24 protein-coding genes are annotated in these 22,864 nt (G+C 64.0%); 6 read left to right on the forward strand and 18 right to left on the reverse strand.

Annotated elements, in window-relative coordinates:
• Positions 1 to 292: 292 nt before the first annotated feature.
• Genes FJ956_RS24725 through FJ956_RS24735 form a run of 3 tightly spaced genes read right to left on the reverse strand, consistent with a single transcriptional unit; the run spans position 293 to position 3,776 of the window.
• Positions 293 to 706, reverse strand: coding sequence for a type II toxin-antitoxin system VapC family toxin (locus FJ956_RS24725; RefSeq protein ID WP_140683002.1), 414 nt, complete (start codon positions 704 to 706; stop codon positions 293 to 295).
• Positions 706 to 948 carry a type II toxin-antitoxin system VapB family antitoxin gene (locus FJ956_RS24730; protein WP_140683005.1) on the reverse strand — a complete coding sequence of 81 codons (243 nt, stop codon included), beginning with the start codon at positions 946 to 948 and terminating at the stop codon, positions 706 to 708. The genes FJ956_RS24725 and FJ956_RS24730 overlap by 1 nt, the downstream gene beginning before the upstream one ends.
• Positions 949 to 1,007: 59 nt before the next feature.
• Positions 1,008 to 3,776: a DUF2339 domain-containing protein gene (locus tag FJ956_RS24735; protein WP_140683008.1), complete on the reverse strand. Its 2,769-nt coding sequence runs from the start codon at positions 3,774 to 3,776 to the stop codon at positions 1,008 to 1,010.
• A 245-nt stretch (positions 3,777 to 4,021) separates the two neighbouring features.
• On the opposite strand from FJ956_RS24735, the gene FJ956_RS24740 reads away from it, so the two are divergent.
• A complete protein-coding gene (locus FJ956_RS24740; protein WP_140683011.1) occupies positions 4,022 to 4,486 on the forward strand; it encodes an NUDIX domain-containing protein in 465 nt (154 codons plus the stop codon).
• Between the two features lie 8 nt (positions 4,487 to 4,494).
• Here the strand turns inward: FJ956_RS24740 and recO are convergent, their stop codons facing one another.
• Entirely contained in the window at positions 4,495 to 5,253 is a 759-nt protein-coding gene (gene recO, locus FJ956_RS24745; protein WP_140683014.1) for a DNA repair protein RecO, read from the reverse strand.
• A 280-nt stretch (positions 5,254 to 5,533) separates the two neighbouring features.
• Between recO and FJ956_RS24750 the strand changes: the two genes are divergently transcribed.
• Positions 5,534 to 7,846 carry a mechanosensitive ion channel domain-containing protein gene (locus tag FJ956_RS24750; protein ID WP_246672207.1) on the forward strand — a complete coding sequence of 771 codons (2,313 nt, stop codon included), beginning with the start codon at positions 5,534 to 5,536 and terminating at the stop codon, positions 7,844 to 7,846.
• Here the strand turns inward: FJ956_RS24750 and FJ956_RS24755 are convergent.
• The 6 genes from FJ956_RS24755 to FJ956_RS24780 all read right to left on the reverse strand — a co-directional run bounded on the left by FJ956_RS24755 (position 7,843) and on the right by FJ956_RS24780 (position 12,242).
• Positions 7,843 to 8,778 carry an aminoglycoside phosphotransferase family protein gene (locus FJ956_RS24755; RefSeq protein WP_140683020.1) on the reverse strand — a complete coding sequence of 312 codons (936 nt, stop codon included), beginning with the start codon at positions 8,776 to 8,778 and terminating at the stop codon, positions 7,843 to 7,845. The two genes, FJ956_RS24750 and FJ956_RS24755, sit on opposite strands and share 4 nt — an antisense overlap.
• The gene (gene era / locus FJ956_RS24760; protein ID WP_140683023.1) at positions 8,778 to 9,710 is read right to left on the reverse strand and encodes a GTPase Era; all 933 of its coding nucleotides are present in this window, start codon (positions 9,708 to 9,710) and stop codon (positions 8,778 to 8,780) included. The genes FJ956_RS24755 and era overlap by 1 nt, the downstream gene beginning before the upstream one ends.
• Entirely contained in the window at positions 9,695 to 10,411 is a 717-nt protein-coding gene (gene rnc / locus FJ956_RS24765) for a ribonuclease III (RefSeq protein ID WP_095766935.1), read from the reverse strand. Before rnc ends, era begins: the two co-directional genes overlap by 16 nt.
• 4 nt (positions 10,412 to 10,415) lie before the next feature.
• Positions 10,416 to 11,165, reverse strand: a complete 750-nt coding sequence (lepB, locus tag FJ956_RS24770; RefSeq protein WP_140683026.1) for a signal peptidase I — start codon at positions 11,163 to 11,165, stop codon at positions 10,416 to 10,418.
• A gap of 79 nt (positions 11,166 to 11,244) precedes the next feature.
• Positions 11,245 to 11,658, reverse strand: a complete 414-nt coding sequence (gene acpS / locus FJ956_RS24775; protein WP_140683029.1) for a holo-ACP synthase — start codon at positions 11,656 to 11,658, stop codon at positions 11,245 to 11,247.
• Positions 11,655 to 12,242 carry a DUF2062 domain-containing protein gene (locus FJ956_RS24780; protein WP_140683032.1) on the reverse strand — a complete coding sequence of 196 codons (588 nt, stop codon included), beginning with the start codon at positions 12,240 to 12,242 and terminating at the stop codon, positions 11,655 to 11,657. Before FJ956_RS24780 ends, acpS begins: the two co-directional genes overlap by 4 nt.
• A gap of 211 nt (positions 12,243 to 12,453) precedes the next feature.
• On the opposite strand from FJ956_RS24780, the gene FJ956_RS24785 reads away from it, so the two are divergent.
• Positions 12,454 to 12,966, forward strand: a complete 513-nt coding sequence (locus FJ956_RS24785) for a GNAT family N-acetyltransferase (RefSeq protein ID WP_140683035.1) — start codon at positions 12,454 to 12,456, stop codon at positions 12,964 to 12,966.
• Here the strand turns inward: FJ956_RS24785 and FJ956_RS24790 are convergent.
• From FJ956_RS24790 to rpoZ, 4 genes are all read right to left on the reverse strand, one after another.
• Positions 12,959 to 13,342, reverse strand: coding sequence for a VOC family protein (locus tag FJ956_RS24790; RefSeq protein WP_140683038.1), 384 nt, complete (start codon positions 13,340 to 13,342; stop codon positions 12,959 to 12,961). The two genes, FJ956_RS24785 and FJ956_RS24790, sit on opposite strands and share 8 nt — an antisense overlap.
• A 75-nt stretch (positions 13,343 to 13,417) precedes the next feature.
• A complete protein-coding gene (pyrE, locus tag FJ956_RS24795) occupies positions 13,418 to 13,996 on the reverse strand; it encodes an orotate phosphoribosyltransferase (protein WP_140683041.1) in 579 nt (192 codons plus the stop codon).
• A gap of 101 nt (positions 13,997 to 14,097) precedes the next feature.
• Positions 14,098 to 16,329, reverse strand: a complete 2,232-nt coding sequence (locus tag FJ956_RS24800; protein WP_140683044.1) for a bifunctional (p)ppGpp synthetase/guanosine-3',5'-bis(diphosphate) 3'-pyrophosphohydrolase — start codon at positions 16,327 to 16,329, stop codon at positions 14,098 to 14,100.
• 124 nt (positions 16,330 to 16,453) lie between these two features.
• The gene (rpoZ, locus tag FJ956_RS24805) at positions 16,454 to 16,855 is read right to left on the reverse strand and encodes a DNA-directed RNA polymerase subunit omega (protein ID WP_140683047.1); all 402 of its coding nucleotides are present in this window, start codon (positions 16,853 to 16,855) and stop codon (positions 16,454 to 16,456) included.
• A gap of 302 nt (positions 16,856 to 17,157) precedes the next feature.
• On the opposite strand from rpoZ, the gene FJ956_RS24810 reads away from it, so the two are divergent.
• Together FJ956_RS24810 and FJ956_RS24815 are read left to right on the forward strand one after the other, a co-directional pair.
• Complete coding sequence (locus FJ956_RS24810; RefSeq protein ID WP_140683050.1) at positions 17,158 to 17,739, forward strand: NYN domain-containing protein; 582 nt, start codon at positions 17,158 to 17,160, stop codon at positions 17,737 to 17,739.
• A gap of 15 nt (positions 17,740 to 17,754) precedes the next feature.
• Entirely contained in the window at positions 17,755 to 18,408 is a 654-nt protein-coding gene (locus FJ956_RS24815; protein ID WP_140683082.1) for a uracil-DNA glycosylase, read from the forward strand.
• A 32-nt stretch (positions 18,409 to 18,440) separates the two neighbouring features.
• Here the strand turns inward: FJ956_RS24815 and FJ956_RS24820 are convergent, their stop codons facing one another.
• On the reverse strand, positions 18,441 to 18,914 hold the full coding sequence (locus FJ956_RS24820; protein WP_140683053.1) for an Lrp/AsnC ligand binding domain-containing protein: 474 nt from the start codon (positions 18,912 to 18,914) through the stop codon (positions 18,441 to 18,443).
• Positions 18,915 to 19,058: 144 nt separating this feature from the next.
• Between FJ956_RS24820 and FJ956_RS24825 the strand changes: the two genes are divergently transcribed.
• Complete coding sequence (locus FJ956_RS24825; RefSeq protein WP_281405632.1) at positions 19,059 to 19,988, forward strand: DMT family transporter; 930 nt, start codon at positions 19,059 to 19,061, stop codon at positions 19,986 to 19,988.
• 57 nt (positions 19,989 to 20,045) lie between these two features.
• Here FJ956_RS24825 and FJ956_RS24830 read toward each other — a convergent pair whose 3' ends face one another.
• The 3 genes from FJ956_RS24830 to dapA form a co-directional block, all read right to left on the reverse strand.
• Complete coding sequence (locus tag FJ956_RS24830; RefSeq protein WP_140683059.1) at positions 20,046 to 20,756, reverse strand: GH25 family lysozyme; 711 nt, start codon at positions 20,754 to 20,756, stop codon at positions 20,046 to 20,048.
• Positions 20,757 to 20,849: 93 nt separating this feature from the next.
• Positions 20,850 to 21,329, reverse strand: coding sequence for an SsrA-binding protein SmpB (smpB, locus tag FJ956_RS24835; protein ID WP_140683062.1), 480 nt, complete (start codon positions 21,327 to 21,329; stop codon positions 20,850 to 20,852).
• A 246-nt stretch (positions 21,330 to 21,575) separates the two neighbouring features.
• Positions 21,576 to 22,457, reverse strand: coding sequence for a 4-hydroxy-tetrahydrodipicolinate synthase (gene dapA, locus FJ956_RS24840; RefSeq protein ID WP_140683065.1), 882 nt, complete (start codon positions 22,455 to 22,457; stop codon positions 21,576 to 21,578).
• Positions 22,458 to 22,864: the final 407 nt, after the last annotated feature.

Genomic DNA, 22,864 nt, shown 5'->3' on the forward strand with positions numbered 1-22,864 from the left:
GAGGTCGCTTTCCATCCGGATAGAACGCGCCTTCGCGGCGCGGTGCAAGCAGTCAGCGCGAAGCGGCCCAACCGCTGCGGTTACCCAAGCAGGAGAATAACGATGGCGGAGGCTGGTTTATTCCCGCTGCAAGCCGGGCGACCTGCTCCGATATTATTATCTTTGGACGCGGCAGGCGAAGGCCGGCGAGGAATCCGGCCGAAAAGCAAGCAAGCAGCAGAACAACACCGTCTGCAAGGCACTGTCCGCAGGTAACAGCGACGCGCCGGCCATCCGATTGTCGAAGCTAAGATTATGCCAAATCCGTCAGCAGGAAATCGCCACCCTTATAGAGCAGCGAAACACCGAGAGTTTTCGCACAGGCATAGGCAAAACAGTCGCCCAGGTTCAGATCGGCCTGATGACCGACGGCTTTGCCGTAGCGCGCGCTTGCATCGATAGCGCGCGAGCCGATTTCGTCGCCGATCGGCACATTTTCTCCACCAATTTCCAAAATCAGCTGGTCTACCAGATCGCGGGCCTTCAGGAGGGCTTCAGCGGTCGGCTTGCGGGACCCCGCACCGGCTCGCGCCAGTGCCTGCGTCGCTTCAAAACGGACCATCGCGGAGACGTAGAAGTCGACAGCTCCGGAAAGTTGTTTGGACAATTCTTCCCAGCCCGGTTCCTGGTTGAGAATGGCGACGATCACCGAAGCGTCGACAAACATCAATCTTCCCACATCTCATCGGTGAATTTCTTCATGTCGAAATCGGGATTGGGCAGACCGATCTTCTTCGCCTCCGCCTGAAGCTTAACGATTCGATCGCGCAGCGGCACCCTGGCGCGATGGCGTTCCAGTTCGTGCAAAAGCGCCGTCCGCACGGCCTCGGTTTTGCTGGTCGCATTGGTCTCGCGCTGCAATTTTACGGCCAGCGCATCGACCTCGTCATCGCGAATGTAGAGCGGCATGAATATCTCCTATTGGATATTCATATATTCCATTTTGAATATCCAGACAAGTCGAAGCCCTACGCGTCCCTCGCCCTGGTCAACAGCCGCTGGTAGAACAGCCCTATCCCGATCAGCACGGCGCCGAGGCCGATGAAGGACAGCGCGCGCAGCACGCCTTCCAGCTCCGACATGTCGAAGAGGAAGACCTTCACCACCGCCACCGCGATCAGCACCGCCGACGCGATGCGCAGCACCTGCGATTTCAGCCAGACGCCGGCGGTGAGCAACGCAACGCCAATGACCAGCCAGAGCGCCGAGTAAGTGTAGGTCTCGAGCTGGCCGAGCCCGCTCCACAAGGCGATGAACTCGCCCTTGAACAGGCGGCGTACCGAGAGCGTCGCATAGGCGAAGGCAAGCAGCGCGGCGATCAGCGCCAGCATCGCGGCATACCATCGCGGGCGCTTGTCGCGGACATAGAGCGCCAGCGCGCCGGCAGCGATCGCCGGCAGCAGATAGGCGAGGAACAGAAGATTGAAGACCGGAATCGTGCCGGTCGACTCGTCCGTCAGCAGCGGGTTCAGCATCACGAAATGCTGGACGGCGATCAGGCCTGCCGAGATCACGCCGGCGGCCATCGAGCCATAGCGCAGGACCGAGCTTGGCGAGCGCATGTCGATGGCGACCAGCATGGCGCCGGCGCCGAGCGCGATCAGCGTGTAGATCGCCTGTTCGGCAAGGGTCACGGTGCCGGTGTCGATGACGCCGCCATGCATGGCGTGGCGCACCAGCATGGCGATGGTGAGCAGCGCGAACAGCGCCGAGGCCGCCTCCATGGCAAGGCGCGGCCGGCCGTTGGTGGTGCGGGCCAGCTGCCAGGCGGCGAAGCCGAAGGCGAGCGCCGGCACGCCATAGCCAGGCAGCAGCCAGTTGAAGACCGGCGTCCTGGACAGAAACGCCGCGCCGACGATGGTCGGGTCGAAGGCGACACGGGCGAGGACGGCGACCGCCGCGCCGACCGCGATCCAGCCCAGCACGGGGTAGGAGCGCCGGCGCGTGGCCAGCGCCGGCACGACAGCGGCGGCGCCGAGCAGCACCGTCGTCCAGCCCGAACCGAAGGCCATGTGCAGCATCAGCAGGCCGGCAACGCCGGCGCCGCCAAGCGCGAAGGACACAGCCGGGCCGCCGGCCAACGGCGGCTCCTCGGCCCGCGCGATCCATTCGCCGCCGGCGGCGAAGGCGAGCATCAGCAACAACGCCGGCAACGCGTAGCCGAGGTCGCGGTCGATATCGCCGAAGGTAAGCCACAGCGCGGTGAGCACCGTCAGCGGAGCAATGACGCCCCAGGCGGCCCAGCAGGCCGCGCGCAGCGAAGCGGTGGCGGCAAAGCGGCGTGCCGCCCAGAAACCGGCCGCGAGGAAGATCAGGCCAAGCGCGATGCCGATGCGGAAAGTCAGCGTGTCGGACGACGCCAAGGGCTGAGCGTCCAGCCCGACATCGAGCGCATTGGCGCCGATCGTGGCGGGCGGGATGATGCCGAGATAAATCAGCACTGTGGCGATGCCGGCGGCGAAGACCAGCGGCAGCGCGCGCGGCCGGTAGAGCGCCACCGCGACCAGCGCGGCCAACAGGATCGCCCCGTGCAAGGCATCGCCAGCGCTGGCGAAGGCCGGATCGACGGACAGGCCAAGCGCGCTCAAGGCGATGAAGAAGCCGGGCACGATCGACGGCCAGTCGAAGCCGCGCGCCGCATCGTCGGGGCCAGTAACCAAGAAAAGGCCGAGCCAGACGAAAGCCAGCACGGCGAGCGTAGCTAGGCTGATGAACAGGACGGCGGCAAGATTCACGTCCGGCGCGTCGACCATGTAAAGAATAGTCCAGATGCCGGTGCCGGCGAAAGCGGCGGCAACCAATACCCTCCAGTCGCGGATGCGGGCAATTGCCGCCGTGGCGGCGAGCACGATCGCCAGATAGACGAACAGCGCCCAGGGATTGGGTGCTTCCGAGGCGACCAACGCGGGCGTGACCATGGCGCCGATGAGGCCGATGCCGGCCAGCGCCAGACCATGCAGGAGCGATGCGCCAATGGTCGCGACGCCGATGGCGCCAAGCAGCACGAAGGCCGTCGCCGGACCGATGAAGCCATAGATGCCGTGCGCGGCGTAGACCGTGCCGAACAGGATGAAGGCGCCCGCCCCGGTCAGGATCGCGGGGATATAGGCGCCGGCGGCGCCTTGCACCGGCACCTTGAAGCCGGTGCGGCGGATGAATTCGGCGCCGCCAATCAGCACCAGGCCGAGGACGCCGGCCATGGTCAGGCGCACGCCGGGGCCGAAAATGCCGGCCTCGATGGTGTAGCGGATCAGGAACAGGCCGCCCAGCGCCAGCGCGATGCCGCCGACCCAGACCGCCCAGCGCGTGCCAAGCGCCGTCTCGACATCGCTTTGGCGCGCCGCCTTCGCGGGCGCGGGCGGTTCTGCTCCGGGCGCCTCGGTGGCGGAGACAGGTTGCGCCGGCTCGGACGGCCCGGCGGATTGCGCCGCGGCCGCCTGGGCCTTCGTCCAGGGTCCTGCCGCTGCCTCCTCTTCGGCCGCCTCGGGCTTCGCGGCGATCTCTTCGGCCGCGCCGTCCGCCGACCGCGCGGCAGGCGCCACGGCTGCCTTGGCCTCCTCGGGAAGACCCTCCTGCGTGGCGTCCGCCGCCTTGGGCGCGGACAGCGAAGCGCCCGACTGCATCAGGCCGCGCAGGACGCCGAGTTCGCGCTCGACCAGCGCGATGCGGTTCTGCTGGCGTGAAACGATGACGAAAAGAGCTATGACGGCTGCAATGGCGATCAGGCTGAAAAACATGGCGGTTTCCCTCAAAACCAGACCAGTCGTGGCCAACAAATGCGGCAATGAGACGGCTGGTCGAAATCAGCGTCTTGCCGACTGGCAAGATCGAGCATGTTTCGTCGCCGATTGCCAGCAACTTGCCGGTTTATCCAATGTCAGACCGCCGGCACCGCCGCTTCTGCCGATGAGGTTGGGTGACCTCGGCCGCGAAATACTCGTGCTATTCTCGCGCGGGCGAAGAAGATGCCACGAGGTGACCGATGCCGCAGAAAAGCGCGGGCCTGCTGATCCACAGGCGCATTGCCGGCGTGTTCGAATTCCTGCTCGTCCACCCGGGCGGGCCGTTCTGGACGCGAAAGGACGAAGGCGCGTGGTCCATCCCGAAGGGACTGATCGGCGACAATGAGGATGAGCTGGAGGCCGCCAAACGCGAAGCCGAAGAAGAGCTCGGCATCGCCGTCGACGGCGATTTCCAGCCGCTCGGCGGCTACAAGCAGCCGGGCGGCAAGATCGTCATCGCGTGGAGCGTCGAGGCCGACATCGATGCGGATGCCGTCAGGAGCAACATGTTCACCATGGAATGGCCGCCAAAATCGGGACGCATGAAGGAATTCCCGGAAGTGGATCGGGCTGGCTGGTTTTCATTGCCGGAAGCCGGGCTCAAGATCCTGAAAGGCCAGCGCGCCATGCTCGACGATTTCTTTGAGAAACGCGGCGCGGACTAAGTGCCTTGCTATCCTGCTTCGCCCGCAATCGCCTTCACCGCCGCATGATGCCGGCGCAGCGCGGCCAGGAAGCCGGCGCGAGCGTCGGGCGGCTCGAGGCCGCGCGGCTCGTAGACGTGACGGGTGAAGAAGAAGCCGCTCAGCCGGAACGCATCCTCAAGCGCCGCCGCATCGGCACGCAGGCCGGAGCCGCGCTGCAGGAAGGCCGGCAGCGCCAGCATCTTGTCGTGCCAAGGCGCGCCGGCCTCGCGCGACACGGCGCGTCCGGATTTCGGCGAGACATAGGCGAGATCCTGCCTGGTGCCGGTCGCCGCGCATTGGCTGAGGTCGAGGCCGAAGCCCAATTCATCGAGGATGAGCAGCTCGAAGCGCGCCACCAGCTCGCCCGCCGCGTCGGCATCGCCCAGATGCGAGATCATCACGGCAAGCGCCTCGTAGAGGCCGCCATGGGCGTCCCGTTCCGGCAGGAGCCTGAGATGCGCGGCCATGGTCAGCAGGCCGTAAACGGCGACCGCACTGTCCATCAAACGCGCGGCGTTCATCTCGATCGCCTCGGCCTGGAAGATGCCCAGATGCTCGTCGAGCCGCGCCCGCCACAGAAGGTCGACGCGGTTGCCTGGCTGCAGCACCGGCTGCTGCTTGCGCGAGCGCCCTCCCCGCACCAGGCCGAGATGGCGGCCATGGGCACGCGTCATCACCTCGAGGATGGCGCTGGTTTCGCCATGCTTGCGGGTGCCGAGAACAATTCCCTCGTCGCGCCATTCCATGGCGGGAGCTATTCACCCGTTGCGCGGCGAAATCAAGATTTGCGTGTGCCGTAGCTGACACCGAGGACGGGTCATTCCCTACAGGAGATGAAAGCTCCGCCACACCGAAGGTATGGACTTCCACATCGGCAGGTTCGCGCTAGATGAACTGCATCGATGCGAAGACGCGGCTAGCTGCGATTTTGCGAGAATTTCCGAGCCGGCGCCGACAACATGCGCCCTGATCGATAGAAATCCGCCAAGGCCAGCAATGCGAACCCTAATTTGTCTATTGCTGTTTGTGCTGCTCTGCGGGGCACCAGGTTTCGCCCAGCCGGCAGCGCAGGGGAGTCCCAAGCCCGGCGAGCCGAGCGCGGATGTCCAAGCGCTCATCACCATCCTGGAAAATGACCAGGCGCGGCAGCGCCTGATCGACAAGCTGCGCGCCACAGCAACGGAAGACCACCAGGCGTCCGCCGAGGCCGCGCCTGAGACGACGATTGCACAGGAGGTCGCTGCATATACGAAGGACGCGGCCGAGAGCGCTTCCGGCCTGATCAAGACGACCGCTTCCCTCGTCGAGAGAATTGCCGGCGTCTTTTCCGGGGGCGTCTCGGTGGATGTGCAGAGCCTTTGGAACGCTGTACGCAACAGCGCCCTTGTCGTGGTCCTTACCTTCGCCGTCTACTTCGCGTTACGGCTTGCCTTTCGACGCTTCCAGCGCACTATCGCCAATGCAGCGACACGCAGGGGCCGGTTCGAGCGGCTCGGCTTCATAGGATTGTCCGCGCTGGTCGACGCGCTCACCGTGCTCGCGGCCTGGGCGATCGGTTCGGTGTCCTCGCTCTCCGCATTCGTTATCGACCAGGCAGGCCAGGCGGAGATGAATCGTGCGCTGTTCCTGAACGCCTTTCTGGCCATCGAGCTCATCAAGGTCGTTGGGCGTACGCTGTTTGCCCCGAGATGGTCGGCGCTGCGCATCTGGACATTGAGCGATACAACGGCGGCATACTGGTTTTTCTGGCTGAGCCGCTTCGTCAGCGTGGTCGGCTATACGATGTTCTTCCTCGCGCCGATCGTTGCGGCCAACGTCTCGGACGACGCCGCGCAAGCGGTCCGCGTGGTTGTGATGTTTGCGGCGCTCGTGCTGGCACTGATCGTCATCCTGCAGAATCGTGAGCCGGCGCGGCGATGGCTGCTGCGCCGCAGCGAGACCCGTCGAACCGATATTCTGGGCAGGTTCCTGGCCGGTCTCGCCAGGATCTGGCATGTGGTGGCGATCGGTTACCTGGTCCTCGTCTTTGTTTTGTGGCTCGCGGCTCCTGCAACGGCGATGCCGTTCGTCCTCACGGCCACCGTCCAGTCGCTCATCGCTATAGCCATAGGTATGTTGCTGACAGCCCTCGTCGCGCGGGTCGCCGGAGCCGGGATAAGCCTACCCACCGAGGTCAGCGAGCGGCTTCCGTTGCTCGAGCGGCGCCTCAATGCCTTCGTTCCCAATGTGCTCAGGATGGTTCGCGTCCTGGTTGCCGCGATTGTGTTGCTGGTCATCGCCCAATTCTGGCGGGCGGCAAACGTTGTCGGGTGGCTGTCGAGCGAAGTCGGCCAGCGCTTCGCCGTGTCGATCGTTTCCGCGATCCTCATACTGGTGGCTGGCGGCCTGATCTATCTCGCCGTCCAGTCGTGGGTGGAATATCGCCTCAATCCGAATTACGGCCATGTCCCGTCGCCGCGAGAACGGACTCTTCTGTCCCTGTTCCGCAACGCCTTCGTGGTTGCGCTTGGCGTCCTCATTGTCATGCTGGTCCTGTCCGAATTCGGCGTAAACATCGGTCCATTGCTTGCCGGCGCCGGCGTCGTCGGCCTTGCTGTCGGCTTCGGGGCGCAAAAACTCGTGCAGGACATCATCACCGGCGCCTTCATACAGTTCGAGAACGCGATGAATGAGGGCGATGTGGTAACGGCAGGAGGGGTCACCGGCACCGTTGAGCGGCTGACGATCCGCTCTGTGTCGCTACGCTCGCTCGACGGCGCTTACCATCTCATTCCGTTCTCGTCCGTCGAGGCGGTGACGAACTTCGTGAAGAACTTCAGCTATCATGTCGCGTCGATCGGCGTGGACTATGGCGCGAGCATACCCGAGGTGAAGCAGGCAATGCAGGACGCCTTCGAGAAATTGAAGGAGGCCGGGTTCGCGGGCGACATCATTGGCAATCTCGAGATGCATGGCGTGACCGAATTCGCCGACTCCGCCGTCGTGGTTCGGGCCCGCATCAAGACCAGGCCCGGGAAACATTTCGCGCTGGGTCGCGCCTACAATGAGGTCATCAAGGAGATTTTCGACGAGCGCGGCATCGAGATCCCCTTCCCTCATGTCCAGTTCTACATGGGCGGCGAAGACAAGCCCGGCAAGTCGCCGCCGCCGCGCGCCCAGCCGCGCCGTCCCGGACCAAGGCCGACAACGGGAAAAACTGGCCGAGGGAAAGCCGGGCGCGCCGCGGCGGCCGGCGCCGCGTCAACCAAGTCGGCCAAACGCCGGCGCAAGACCAGGGTTACCCAGGACGGTCCGCCTGATGAGGGGCACGACGCGCCCGGCCAAGCCGAGGGTTCCTAGAGCCGTTTCCGGTGGTCGGCGAGCACTTCGTCTATCACCCGCCAAGATTTTTCGGCCTCGGCCTGGTTGGCGTCGTGGCCAGCAACGGTGATCAGCGCCTTCCACAGCGTCCAGCCGCAGCCGCGCGCCCAAGTGGCGTCGTCGACGTCGATGCGGGTGCGGAACGCCTGGCGGCTTTCGCCTTCGAAGAACGTCCAGGCGATCGCCAAGTCGCAGGACGGGTCGCCGACGCCGGAGGTGCCGAAATCGATGACGGCGCTCAAGCTGCCGTCCTGGACCAGAAGATTGCCCGAGGCGACGTCGCCATGGAACCAGACCGGGGGATCCTGCCAGGCGGCGGCGAGTGCCGCGTCCCACACGGCGGTTGCGGCTTGGGTGTCGATCCGGCCTTCGAGCGCAGCGGTGGCTTGCCTCGCCTCGTCGTCATAGACGCTCAGTGGCCCGCCGCGGTGGAAATTGTGCTGGCCGGGCGCGGGCCCGTCCGTCGGGTCGATGCCCCTCAATGCGACAAGGAAATCGGCGAGCGCCACGGCAAACGCACCGAGATCGCCTATGCGTGCATTCTTCGCCGTCTCCCCCTCGATCCAGCGATAGACGGACCAATGCCAGGGATATCCCGCCGCCGGCTCGCCCATGGCGAGCGGCGTTGGAATGGGCAACGGCAGGAGCTGCGCGAGCCTCGGCAGCCAGCGATGCTCCTTCTCGACCTGCAGCGAATAGGGTGCCGCGCTCGGCAGCCTGACCGTCATCTCGTCGCCGAGATGGAAGGTGCGATTGTCCCAGCCGCCGAAAGCGACCGGGCTGACCGGCAGATTCCGCCATTGCGGAAACTGCGCATCGACCAGCCGGCGCACGAGATCGATATCGATGGTCGGTTGCGGATCATCATGTCGTCGTCCCAAAGCCGCTTCGCGCTTTTGGGCGACAAGCATTAATGGGGAAACTCCAGCCCCATCTCGCGGTAGCGCTCGGGGTCATCGCCCCAATTCTCGCGCACCTTCACGAACAGGAAGAGATGCACCTTCTGCTCGAGGATGCCGGCGATTTCCATCCGCGCGGCCTGGCCAATGGCGCGGATCGTCTCGCCCTTGTGGCCGAGCACGATCTTCTTCTGGCTGTCGCGTTCGACATAGATGACCTGCTCGATGCGCACCGAGCCGTCCTTCTTCTCTTCCCATTTCTCGGTTTCGATATGCGAGGAATAGGGAAGCTCCTGATGGAGCCTGAGATAAAGCTTCTCGCGCGTAATCTCGGCCGCGAGCTGGCGCATCGGCAGGTCCGAGATCTGGTCTTCCGGATAGTACCAGGGGCCCAAGGGAAGCGTCTCGGCGAGATAGTCGAGCAGGTCCTTGCAGCCGGAGCCGGTCAGCGCGGAGACCATGAAGGTGCGCTTGAACGGCACGCGTTCGTTCGCGGTCGCGGCCAGCGCAAGAAGCGTTTCCGGCTTGACGCGGTCGACCTTGTTGAGAACCAGAAGCATCGGCTGCCTGACGTCCTTCAGCCGGTCGAGGATGGCATCGGCATCGCCCCTGATGCCGCGCTCGGCGTCGATCAGCAGCACCACGATATCGGCATCCTTGGCGCCGCCCCAGGCGGTGGTCACCATCGCCGTGTCCAGCCGCCGCTTCGGCTTGAAGATGCCCGGCGTGTCGACGAAGACGATCTGCGCGTTGTCATGCGTGGCGATGCCGCGCACGATGGCGCGGGTGGTCTGCACCTTGTGGGTGACGATCGACACCTTGGCGCCGACAAGCTGGTTGACCAGCGTCGACTTGCCGGCATTGGGCGCGCCGATCAGCGCTACGAAACCGGAGCGGGTCGCGGGGTCGTGAGTGGTTTCCGTTTCTGTCATGCGGCGCTCCATACCCCTTCGCGCAGCAAAAGAGTAGCCGCCGCGGCCTGCTCGGCCTCGCGCTTGGAGCGGCCGCTGCCGACGGCGGGCGCGAAAGAGCCGACTTTTACGCTGACCGTGAACACCGGGTCGTGGTCCGGTCCGTCACGGCCGTCGATATGGTAGGCCGGCACGGCGCCGGCCGCCGCCTGATGCGCCCATTCCTGCAATTCGGTCTTGGCGTCACGGCGGGCGGCGCCCATCGCCTGCGAGCGGGGCTGCCAGTAGCGGTGGATGAACGCGCGCGCCGCGTCCATCCCGCCGTCGAGATAGAGCACGGCGATCAGCGATTCCAGCGCATCGGCGCGCAGATTGGTGCGCTTGCGTCCCTCGAGATTACGCACATCGGAACCGGCGCGCACCAGTTCCGGCAGGCCGATCTGTTCGGAGATTTCCGAGAGCGCCTCGGCATTGACCAGCGCGTTGAGACGCAGCGAAAGCTCGCCTTCGGCGGCATCGGGAAAGGAGGCGAGCAGCATGTCGGCCACGACAAGGCCAAGAACGCGGTCGCCCAGGAATTCGAAACGCTCATAGTCGACGCCGGCATGGGTCGACCGGGCGCTGGCATGGGTCAGCGCCCGCTGCAGGCGCTGGCGGTCGGCGAAGACATGGCCGGTGCGCTCGACAAGCGCTTCGGCGAGGGCATCGGCGGTCAAACGCTTGCTGGCCGCCATCGCTCTAGTGGACGAAATGGAACAGGCGCCCGGCGCGCATCAGCGACGGCCACTTCCAGATCTCGAGCGGGCTCGCCTTGCCGGCGATCGAGAAGAAGATGAGGTTGGCGCGGCCGACAAGGTTCTCGGCCGGCACAAAGCCGACGGCGAAGCGGCTGTCGGAGGAATTGTCGCGATTGTCGCCCATCATGAAATAGTGCCCGGCCGGCACGACGAATTCGCGCGTGTTGTCGCCGATCGAATCGGAATTGATGTCGAGCGTGTCGTAACTGACGCCGTTCGGCAGCGTTTCGCGGTAGACATCGATCGGCCGGTTTTCCTCGGTGACATCGGGGTTGTCGATCTGGCCGGTCTTCACGCGCGGCACGCCGACGTCATTGATGAAAAGCTGGCCGTCCTTCACCTGGATCTTGTCGCCGGGCAGACCGACGACGCGCTTGATGTAGTCGACCGACGGATCCGGCGGGAACTTGAACACCACCACGTCGCCGCGCTTGGGCTCGGAACCCCAGATGCGACCCGAGAAGAGATCGGGACCGAAGGGCAACGAGTAACGCGAATAGCCATAGGCCCATTTGGTGACGAAGAGATAGTCGCCTTCGAGCAGCGTCGGCCGCATAGAGCCGGACGGAATGGAGAAAGGCTGGAAGAGCAGCGTGCGGATGACGAGCGCGAGCAACAGAGCCTGGATGATGACGGAAAAGGTCTCACCAAGCCCGCCGGATTTCTTCTGCGATTTTTCAGCCACGCTCATGTCGTCCTCGATTGTGCGATGTTGGTATAGAGTCTCGGCGGGCGCTGGGCAACGTCATGCCGCTCGTGGTCAGATGGAATCAATGTGGCGCTTGTTCGGCGGGCACCGCCTCGATGATCACAAAGGCTTGAGCAAGCGGAAAATCGTCGGTGATGGTGAGATGGATCAGCGCGCGATGGCCTTTCGGCAGGATTTTCTCCAGCCTGGCCGCGGCGCCGCCGGTCAGCGCCATGGTAGGCGCGCCGCTCGGCAGGTTGACCACGCCCATGTCGCGCCAGAACACGCCCTCGGCCATGCCGGTGCCCAACGCCTTGGCGCAGGCCTCCTTGGCGGCGAAGCGCTTGGCATAGGAAGCAGCGCGGGCGGCACGCTTTTCCGACTTGGCCTGCTCGACCTCGGTATAGATGCGCTGGACGAAGCGCCGGCCATGCCGCTCCAGCGATTTTTCGATGCGTCTGATGTCGATCAGGTCGCTGCCGATGCCGATGATCATTCCGCCGGCACTTCCCGTCCGCCCTGCCGCGATTTCTTCTCGGCGCGCTCGGCCATGCGCTTCCTGCGCTGCTCGCGAAACACGGTCATGCCCCAGCGGGTGATGGCGTAGAACACGAGCCCGAAGACGAGGCCGAGCGGCACCGCGCCGATCAGCATCGGCTCAAGAACGGGATGCCAGAGCTTCGCGAAGGAGAGCTTGTGCATCATTTCGCCCAGATGCTCGGGCGGGCCGTGCTTCGGCAGGTGCTCATGCAGGAGCAGTTTGCCGGTCTCCCACGACGCGCCCCACAAAAGCGGGAAGGTCAGCGGATTGCCGAAGAACACGGCGCCAAGTGCTGCCGCGACGAGATTGCCGGCGATGATCCAGCACAAAACGGCGGCGACGATGAAATGGAAGCCAAGCGGGAAGAAGGAGGCGAAAACGCCCGCGGCGACGCCGGCGGCGACGGAATGCGGCGTCGCCTTCAGCCGCAGGATGCGTTTGGAGAAATACTGCACGGAACGCGAGAACGAGCGGCGCGGCCAAAGATAAGTACGCACCTGTTCCAGGAGGCCATCAGGCTCTCGGCGTCGAAAAAGCACTCTGTTCCAGTTCCCGGTCCAACACGCGCTGCCCCTGCCCACCGGGTCGCGCCGACATATCTTGCGCTTCGATGGCGCAGAAAGGCAACAAGCTTTGATATAGCGACGACCGGGCCGCGCAACAACGAACGCCGCCGCGATGGTCTGCCGCAGGCTGTAACAACAGCGTCATTCTGGCGAAACTGAGGAAAACAACCGGGATACGGAGCCGATGATCACCATTCGACCGGCGCGGGCCGCGGACGCCAAGGCATTGCCGGCTATCGAACAATCGGCCGGGGAAGCGTTCCGCGCCATCGCGGAGCTGGCGTGGCTCGCCGACGGCGACAATGTCAGCGTCGAGCGGCACCGCGCGCTGATCGCTGCGGGCGCATGCTGGATTGCCGACGAGAAAGACCGGCCAGTCGGCTTCCTGAGCGCCGGGATCGAGGCCGATGCGCTGCATATCTGGGAGTTGGACGTGCGCCTCGACCGACAGGGCCAGGGCATCGGCCGCGCCCTGCTCGAACGGGCGGTCGCGGACGCCGGGCGGCGCGGACTGGCAGGGGTGACGCTGACCACGTTTCGCGCCGTCCCCTGGAACGCGCCCTTCTATCAGCGGTGCGGATTTCGCATCCTGGAAGGCGCCGAGGTCGACAGACGGCTGGCCGATCTGCTCAGCGACGAGGCCGATCACGGCATGGCTTTGGACCAGCGCTGCGCCATGCGGCTCGATCTCAGGTGAGCCGATACTCGCTGACCTCGACCAGATTATCGTCTGGATCGCGGAAATAGACCGACATCATCGGGCCGCGCGCGCCGGTGCGTAAGACCGGGCCGACTTCGATCGCCACGCCATTGGCTTCCAGGCTGGCCTGGATCTCGGCAAGCGGCACTGCCGCCACGAGGCAGAAATCGCCGGAACCCGACGTCGGCGCCTTCGCCTTCGGCTCGAACGTGCGGCCGACTTCGTGCAGGTTGATTTTCTGCGCGCCGAACAGAAGCGCGGTCGGCCGGTTCGGTTCATCCAGGCGCCGCATGCCGAGCACCCGCTGGTAGAAATCGCAGGTCGCTTCCAGCGAGCGGACCGTCAGCACGAAATGGTCGATGCCGGCGATCATTGCCGCCTCGGCGCGCGTCTCCGGGAAAGAGATTCAAGCGATGCGCTCAAGTGCTTGTTTTCATACATTGCGATGTCAGATGTTGCGGCTTCCCGGCTTAACGGCGGGAATGGCGGCGAGTTCCGGCGGCAGGCGGTCGGCGGGATAGGCCGGCACCTCGTATTCGGCAAGCGCGATCAGCGGCACGCCGACATCGGTCTTACCGGCCGAGCGGTCGATGATGCAGGCGGCCGCCACCACTTCCGCGCCGATCTCGCGCAGGCAATCGATGGTCTCGCGGATCGACAGGCCCGTGGTGACGATGTCCTCGACGATGACGACGCGCGAGCCTTCGGCAATCTCGAAGCGGCGGAGCCGGAACTCGCCTCCTTCCCGCTCGACCCAGATCGCCGGCGCGCCGAGATGACGCGAGGTCTCATAGGCCGGGATCAGGCCGCCGATCGCCGGGCCGACGACATAGTCGATCCTGCCCGCCACCGCTTTCCGGATTTTCTCGGCCAGCGCCTTGCACAGGCGCTCGGTCTTGTCGGCATGCATGAAGACCCGCGCCTTCTGCAGGAAGACCGGACTGCGCAGGCCGGACGTCAGGATGAAATGACCTTCGAGAACGGCGCCGGCCTCACGGAAAATGCCCAGCACTTCGTCGGTGTTCATTGTTCGCTCCATATCCATGGCGAGTGGTGAATGGTGAATGGTGAATGGTGAATGGTAGTGAGAGCGCCTTCTTTCACTATTCACTATTCACTATTCACTATTCATCCATTCACCCGCCGCGCATCGCTGACGCTCGAATTGTCCTTGAGCTGCGACAGCAGCCGGTTGAGATGCTTCAGGTCCCAGACCTCGAGGTCGATCAGCATCTCGGTGAAATCGGGCGCCGTGCGTATCATCGACAGCGTGTGGATGTTGGCGTCGTTGGACGCCACCACCTGGGCGATGTCGGCCAACGAACCCGGCGCATTGATGGCGGTGACCGAGATGCGCGCCGGGAAACGTTCCTTGGTGCGCTCGTCGATATCCCAGCGCACGTCGATCCAGCGCTCGGGCTGGTCGTCGAAGGCCTGCAGCGCCGGCGACTGGATCGGATAGATGGTGATGCCGGTTCCGGGCTGGATGATGCCGACGATGCGGTCGCCAGGCACGGCACCCTCCGGGGCGAAGCGCACCGGCAGGTCGCCGCGCACGCCACGGATCGGCACCGCGCCGTCGCGCTGTTGGTCCTTGTCCTTCTTGGCGGCGCGCGTGCCGGGCATCTGGAACAGCATGCCGGCGGCGTTGCGGATCTTCGACCAGCCCTCCTCGCGCTGCTTGGGCGGCGCGACGGTGACACGCTCGTCCTTATAGTCGGGGAAGACCGCTTTCATGACATCGGTGGAGCTCAGCTCGCCGCGGCCGACCGAGGCCAGCACGTCCTCGATGTCCTTGCGCGCCAGCCGGTGCAGAACCGGCTTCAGGCTCTCCTTGGTGAAGGTCTTGCCGGCGCGCTCGAAGGCGCGTTCCAGGATGCGGGCGCCGAGGCCGGAATATTGCTTGCGTATCGCATTCTTGGTGGCGCGGCGGATGGCGGCCCGCGCCTTGCCGGTGACCACGACCGATTCCCAGGCGGCGGGCGGCACCTGCGCCTTGGAGCGGATGATCTCGACCTCGTCGCCGTTCTTCAGTTCCGTCATCAACGGCATGATGCGGCCATTGACTTTGGCGCCGACGCAGGTGTCTCCGACATCGGTGTGGACGGCGTAGGCGAAGTCGATCGGGGTGGCGCCGCGCGGCAGCGCGATCAGCATGCCCTTGGGCGTGAAGCAGAACACCTGGTCCTGGAACAGTTCCAGCTTGGTGTTTTCGAGGAAATCCTCCGGATTGTCGCCTTCGGCCAGTTGCTCGATGGTGCGCCGCAGCCAGGCATAGGCGTTGGTCTCCCTGGAGATCGCGTGGCCGGCGCCGTTCGTCTTGCCGCCGCTGTCCTTGTAGATCGAATGCGCGGCGACGCCATATTCGGCGATCTTGTTCATCTCCCTGGTGCGGATCTGCAATTCGACGCGCTGGCGCGACGGGCCGACGATGGTGGTGTGGATGGAACGGTAGTCGTTCTGCTTGGGCGTCGAGATGTAGTCCTTGAAGCGGCCGGGCACCATCGACCAGGTGGTGTGGATGGCGCCAAGCGCGCGGTAGCAGTCATCGACGGAATCGACCACGACGCGGAACCCGAAAATGTCGGAGAGCTGCTCGAAGGAGAGCGCCTTGGCCTCCATCTTGCGGAACACCGACCACGGCTTCTTCTGCCGGCTCTTCACGCTCGCCTTGATGGCGTGCTTATCGAACAGGCCCGACAGCGCCGTCTCGATCTCCTGCAGGACGCCCTTGTTGCGCTCGAAAATCTCGGCGAGCCTTGCGGTAACGGCGCGATAGGCCTCCGGATTGATGTAGCGGAAGGCGATTTCTTCCAGTTCCTCGCGCATGCCTTGCATGCCCATGCGCCCGGCCAAGGGCGCATAGATGTCCATCGTCTCCTCGGCGATGCGCAGGCGCTTGGACTCGGGCATATGGTCGAGCGTGCGCATGTTGTGCAGGCGGTCGGCGAGCTTGACCAGAAGAACGCGAATATCCTCGGAGATCGCGAGCAGGAGCTTGCGCAAATTCTCCGCCTGCTCGGCCTTCTTCGAGACCAGGTCGAGCTTCTTGAGCTTGGTGAGGCCTTCGACCAGCTTGCCCATTTCCGGACCGAAGAGCTCGTCGATCTCGGCGCGGGTCGCGGTCGTATCCTCGATCGTGTCATGCAGCAGGGCAACCGCAATGGTCGCCTCGTCCATATGCATGTCGGTGAGGATGGCGGCGACTTCGAGCGGATGCGAGAAATAGGGATCGCCGGAGGCGCGTTTCTGGTGGCCATGCTTCTGCATGGCATAGACGTAAGCCTTGTTGAGCAGCGCCTCGTTGACGTCAGGCTTGTAGCGCTGGACGCGCTCGACAAGCTCATACTGACGCATCATGGGCGGGATCTCGCGGTGCTGAAATGATTGATGCGCCGCACTGGCGTGCGACGCACCTCATAGATAGCCACGAAACTTAAGATACGGAAGTCCTGGATGGTTGATCCAACCCGGACAAAAGCTCTTAGTAGTCGTCGCTCTTTTCGGGCGGCACCAGACCTTCGATGCCGGCGAGCAAGTCTTCCTCGCTCATGCGGTCGAAAGTAACGTTCTCCTCGGCGTCGTCGGCGTCGGCAGCAGCGACGGTCGCGCCGGTCTCGTCGGTGATCGCCTCGCCCTCGGCTTCCGGCTCGTCGACCTCGACATGCTTCTGCAGCGAGTGGATCAGGTCTTCCTTGAGGTCGTCGGGCGACAGCGTCTCGTCGGCGATCTCGCGCAGCGCGATGACAGGGTTCTTGTCATTGTCGCGCGGAACGGTGATCTGCGCGCCCTGGCTGATCTGGCGGGCGCGGTGGCCGGCAAGCAGCACGAGTTCAAAACGGTTGTCGACCTTGTCGATGCAATCTTCAACGGTTACGCGGGCCATGGACTGCCCCTTTCATGCGATGGATTTGATGGAAAGCTGGCGCGCTCCATAACGCGGGCGCGGCCGAAATACAAGCTTTATGGCGGCGACGTCTGCTTTGCGGGCCGTTGCCGGCTCATCACCGCGCTACGCCATGAAGCTGCCTACATAGTGGCGATCACAATTGCTTGCAATGCAGGGCCTGCCCTTGGATATCCACAAATTGCGCGTTATCTCGGATATGACGGCACCGGCGCCCATTTGTCGGACCTATTCGTCAAACGCTTTTAGACGACAGAAATTTTCGAAAGGAATGTTTTTCAATGTTCGATCCCCGTGAAAAGATCGCTCTTTTCATCGACGGCGCCAATCTCTATGCCACGTCCCGGGCGCTGGGCTTCGACATCGACTACCGCAAGCTCCTGTCGAGCTTCCAGAAGCGCGGCTACCTGCTGCGCGCTTACTATTACACCGCGCTGGTCGAGGATCAGGAATATTCATCGATCCGGCCGCTGATCGACTGGCTCGACTATAACGGCTTCAAGGTGGTGACGAAGCCGGCCAAGGAATTCACCGACTCGACCGGCCGCCGCAAGATCAAGGGCAACATGGACATCGAGCTGACCGTCGATGCGCTGGAGCTCGCCGATGTCGTCGATCACTATGTCATCTTCTCCGGCGACGGCGACTTCCGCACGCTGGTCGAAGCGCTGCAGCGGCGCGGCCGCAAGGTGTCGATCATCTCGACCATGGCTTCCCAGCCGCCGATGATCTCCGACGACCTGCGCCGCCAGGCCGATCATTTCATCGACCTGGTGTCGCTGAAGAGCGAAGTCGGCCGCGACCCGTCCGAGCGGCCCACGCGCCGGCCGGAACCCGCCGAGGTCGACGAGGACGATTATTGACGGGCGGCGGCCTTGATCGCCGCGCCCTCCCCCGAACCCAGCCGTGACTGCCCGCTTTGCCCGCGGCTGCATGATTTCATCGCGGCCTGGCGCGAGCGCGAGCCCGGCTGGTTCAACGCGCCGGTGCCGACCTTCCTGCCTCCGGAAGGCGAAGGTTCGGTCAAGCTGCTGATCGTCGGGCTGGCGCCCGGTCTGCGCGGCGCCAACCGCACGGGACGCCCCTTCACCGGCGACTACGCCGGCGACCTGCTCTACGGCACGATGATCGCGCATGGCCTGGCGCGCGGCGAGTTCAAGGCAAGACCGGACGACGGGCTCGAGCTTGTCGGCACGGCCATCACCAATGCGGTGCGCTGCGTGCCGCCGGAGAACAAGCCGGTGGGCGCCGAGATCGCCACCTGCCGGACTTTTCTCAAGCCGACCATCGCACGCTTCCCCAATCTCAGCGCCATCCTGACGCTGGGCTCGATCGCGCACCAGTCGACGGTGCGGGCATTGGGCGAGCGTGTCGCGGCCGTTCCGTTCCGCCATGGCGGCCGGCAGCGGGCCGGCGGCATCGCGCTGTTTTCCAGCTATCACTGCTCGCGCTACAACACCAATACGGGCGTGCTGACGCAGGAGATGTTCGTCAGCGTGTTCAAGGAGATAGCAGCGTTCCTGAAGACCTAGATTCAGCCGCCCTGGAGTAATCCCGCGCCCGTTCATACCGGCAGCAGCGCATCCGGCTTCACCTCGCCGATCGAGGCGTAAGTGTGCGTCTCCTTCACTCCGGGCAACGGCAGGATGACCCGGGTCAGGAAATCCTGATAGGCGGCCATTTCCGAGATACGCGCCTTTACCAGATAGTCGAAGCCGCCCACGACCATATGGCATTCCAGCACCTCAGGCGCCTTGGTCACCGCCTCGGCGAAGCGTTCGAAGATATGAGGCGCCGTATGATCGAGGCGTACCTCGATGAAGACGAGCGTGCCGCGGCCTATCTTGGCGGGATCGAGCACGGCTCTGACCGCGGTGATATAGCCTTCCCGAAACAGCCGCTTCACCCGCAGGCTGGTGCCGGTCGGCGACAGGCCGATACGCGCCGCCAGATCAAGCGTGGTGCGACGCCCGTCCTCCTGCAGCAGCCGAAGAAGATTACGGTCGATCACGTCGAGGTCGCTTGCTTCTTGATTCACTTCAGAACTGCCTTTTTGATGTGAATTCCGCTATCATTTTCCAAAATAAGCGTATTTCAACGCAGAGAGCTGAACAATAGCCTGCGCTTTCGCCGCAGCGGTGGAGACGGTCTTCACCTCCGACGACATAGGGGGTGGCAGGTCGTGACAGACGCAGATGACGAAAGGAACACGAGACTGGCGATTATCGCCGGCCTCACCATGATCGGCATCTACGCCATCCAATTCGTCGCCGCCCGCTTCAGCCTCCGGGAGCATCTGACGGCGACAGATTTGGCCGTCTTGCGCTTTGGCGGCGCGGGGGTGGTCTTTCTGCCGATCGTCTGGCGCAGCGGCTTCGCTCCCATGAGGGCGCTGGGCTGGCGACGGGCTCTGGTATTGGCGGCGCTGGCAGGCTTGCCTTATCCGCTGATCATCAATTGGGGCCTGACCTATGCGCCTGCCGCCCACGCGGCTGCGCTCTGCCCCGCCTCTATCGTCTTCTTTTCGTCCCTGTTGTCGCGCGTCTTCTTCGATGACGGCGTTTCGCAACGACGGACGATCGGTGTCGGCGCGATCATCGCCGGGCTGTTGCTGTTCATCGCCGCGGCGCGTGGCGGCAGCGGCGACGCCTTGATCGGCGACGTGCTGTTCATCGGATCGGGCCTCATGTTTTCGACTTATGCCGTTCTCGTGAGACTATGGCGTGCCGATCCGGTCACGGCGACGGCCGCGGTGGTGCTCCTGTCGTGTCTGCCGTTGCCGGTTCTCTATGTCTTCGCGCCAAGCCATATCCATGCCGCGGCGGCTATGGAGATCGTCAGCCAGATCGTGATCCAAGGGATTCTGGCCGGCGCGGCGGCCATGTTCCTCTACACCTACATCGTCCGGCAAATGGGGCCGCAGACGGCGTCCCTGTTCCTGCCCGCCATACCGATCGCGACGGTAATTGTCGGCATGGCGGTACTCGGCGAAACGCCGATGACCATCCAGTTCGCAGCCATCGCGATCATGGCAGCGGGAATGGCCTTCTCGGCGACCGGGAGACCCAGTGCCAGCGCAAGCCTGAATGTCCCGGCGTCACGCGGATCGTGAGACTTTTCAGCGATATACGCAAAACGCCGCAGAAACAGATTCGAGGCCGCCGGGCACTCACGGCGTCGGCGCAAACAACTCCGCCAGCGTCGCCCGGCTGCCCTTCAGGACGTTCAGATCGACATCGCCTTCGATGCCGTCGACGCGGCCCATATTGTGATATTGCCAGTAGATCCAGTCGTTCCCACGCGGTCTGATCGCCAGCGAGCGCAGCCAGCGCTGGCGGCTGAGGATGCTGCCGGAATAGGCGTCGGCCGCCTCGTCGGTCAGATAGAAAATCGCCTGCTTGCCGAATGCCGTCTCGACCGGGCCGAGGAAAGCGGCAAGCTCGGCGTTCAGTTGCTCGGGCGACGGGCGTTGCGGGCAATTGCCGCCGAACTCGATGTCGACCACCGGCGGCAGAAGCGGCTCGCCCCGCGGCACCACCGCAATGAAGTTCCTCGCCTGATCGGCGCCGGGGCGGCAGAAGGTGAAGAAGTGATAGGCGCCGACCGCCAGGCCGGCCGCGCGGGCTTCGCGCAGGTTGGTTGCGAATTGGGTGTCGACATGGGTGCCGCCTTCGGTTGCCTTGATGATCGCGAAGGCGACATCGTCTGCCGCGACGCGCTGCCAGTCGATCTTTCCCTGATGGTGGGAGACGTCGATGCCCCGGATCGGGAACTCCGCGCGGTCGGGCGAAAAGCCGCGGAACCAGAAATAGGCGCCTGCCACGACGGCACAGGCGACAACCACGCCGGCAAGGCCCCAGAAAACAATCCGCTTCCCCAAGACCATCCCCTGTCGCAAAAGGCGCGTGCGCGCCGGACCAGAGAGCCGGCGGTGGCTTTTTTCAGGCGGCCTGGTTCCGCCGGCGGCGAAAGCTCAGCCGCGTTCTTTCAGCAGCCGGCCCTTCTCGCGCGACCAGTCGCGCTGCTTTTCGGTCTCGCGCTTGTCGTGCAGTTTCTTGCCGCGGCCAACGGCGAGCAGGAGCTTGGCGCGGCCCTGGTCGTTGAAATAGATCTTCAACGGCACCAGCGTCATGCCTTCGCGCTCGATGCTCTGCGCCAGCTTGGCCATCTCGCGCTTGTTGAGCAAAAGCTTACGGCGCCGGCGCGGCTCGTGGTTGAAGCGGTTGGCCTGCAGATATTCCGGCAGATAGGAGTTGATCAGCCAGATCTCGCCGCCTTCGACCGAGGCATAGCTCTCCTGGATGTTGGCCTGGCCCTGGCGCAGCGACTTTACCTCGGTGCCGGTCAGCACCAGGCCGGCCTCGATCGTGTCGAGCACCTCATAGGAAAAGCGCGCCTTGCGGTTTTCCGCAACGGTCTTGTTGTTGGGATCGGCTTTCTTGACTTGATTCATGACGTCCAGAGTCCGTTTCGAAACTCGCTCCTGCGAGTCAGGTGAAGGTGTCAACAGAGCGCCGCGCGTTTTCTAAACGCGCAAAGGACGCTCTGCAGCCCGACTTTGCGCATGGTCCTTTCCGAAAGCGGATGCTTTCGGGGCCATGCGCGGAACCGGAGCGGAGCGTACATATAGTACGTGAGCACCGGAAGCGCAGGTGGCGCCTTCAGATGGCCGCAGGAGTAGAGTTTCCAAACGGGCTCGCTAATTAATCAAGCCGGCGTGCTTCAGCGCCGCGTCGATCTTTTCCGCGGTCGAAGCCTCAACCGTCACCAGCGGCGAACGGACCACATTCTCGAGCTTGCCCAGCTTCGACAACGCGTATTTCGACCCCGAGACACCAGGCTCCATGAAGATCGCCTTGTGAAGCGGTAGCAGGCGATCCTGCAGGTCGAGCGCCTTGGCGCTGTCGCCGGAAAGCGTGGCTTCCTGGAATTCGGAACAGAGGCGCGGCGCGACATTCGAGGTGACCGAAATACAGCCGACACCGCCATGAGCGTTGAAGCCGAGCGCGGAAGCATCCTCGCCGGAAAGCTGGATGAAATCCTTGCCGCAGGTCATGCGCTGCTCGGAGACACGCTCCACCTTGCCGGTCGCGTCCTTGACGCCGGCAATGTTCTTGAAGTCGTGGCGCAGCCTGCCCATCGTCTCCGGCGTCATGTCGATCACCGAACGCGGCGGGATGTTGTAGATGATGATCGGCAGCCTGGTCGCCCTGGCGACGGCGGCGAAATGCTCATAGAGTCCGCGCTGCGTCGGCCTGTTGTAATAGGGCGTAACGACAAGGGCGGCATCGGCGCCGGCCTTTTCGGCATATTGCACCAGCCCGACCGCTTCCTCGGTGTTGTTGGAGCCCGCGCCGGCCACGACGGGCACCCTGCCCTTGGCCACCTCGATGCAGACCTTGACGACCTGACGGTGCTCGTCATGCGACAGCGTCGGCGACTCGCCGGTGGTGCCGACCGGAACGAGACCCTTGGTGCCTTCGGCGATCTGCCATTCGACAAGTGAGCGAAAGGCTTTCTCGTCGAAGCGCCCGCTCTTTTCGAACGGTGTCACGAGCGCAGTCAGCGAGCCTCTCAGCATGTCGTCCAAACTCCTTGGAACTATCGGGAACGTATCAGGTTTTAGCGATCGGTTTATTTGCGCGCCTTCTAGCCGAAAGCGAAGTCGCGCACCATAGTCTCGACATGGTTCAGCGGCAAGCATGGGAATAGTGCCAGTGTCGTGGTTTTCGATGTTCGCTGGAGGTCGATATCAGGCTCGGAGCGAACATCGAAAACCAAGACGACACTGGATTCGACAGTTGGCTGGTATCCTTTCGATTCTGAAATTCGGACCGCGCCCGATATCAAGGTCATGCGAATTTCAGAATCGGGATACCAGCGGGGGCAATTCGAACGGCCTCGATAACCTTTTGTTTACGAGCCCTTCACCACCTAAGTTTAGAGTCTGTTTAGGCTTTCAAGGCCGTACCCGCTGACGATGTGCCA

Origin of the sequence: Mesorhizobium sp. B2-4-3, from assembly GCF_006442815.1 — a bacterium.
Classification (GTDB): Bacteria; Pseudomonadota; Alphaproteobacteria; order Rhizobiales; family Rhizobiaceae; genus Mesorhizobium.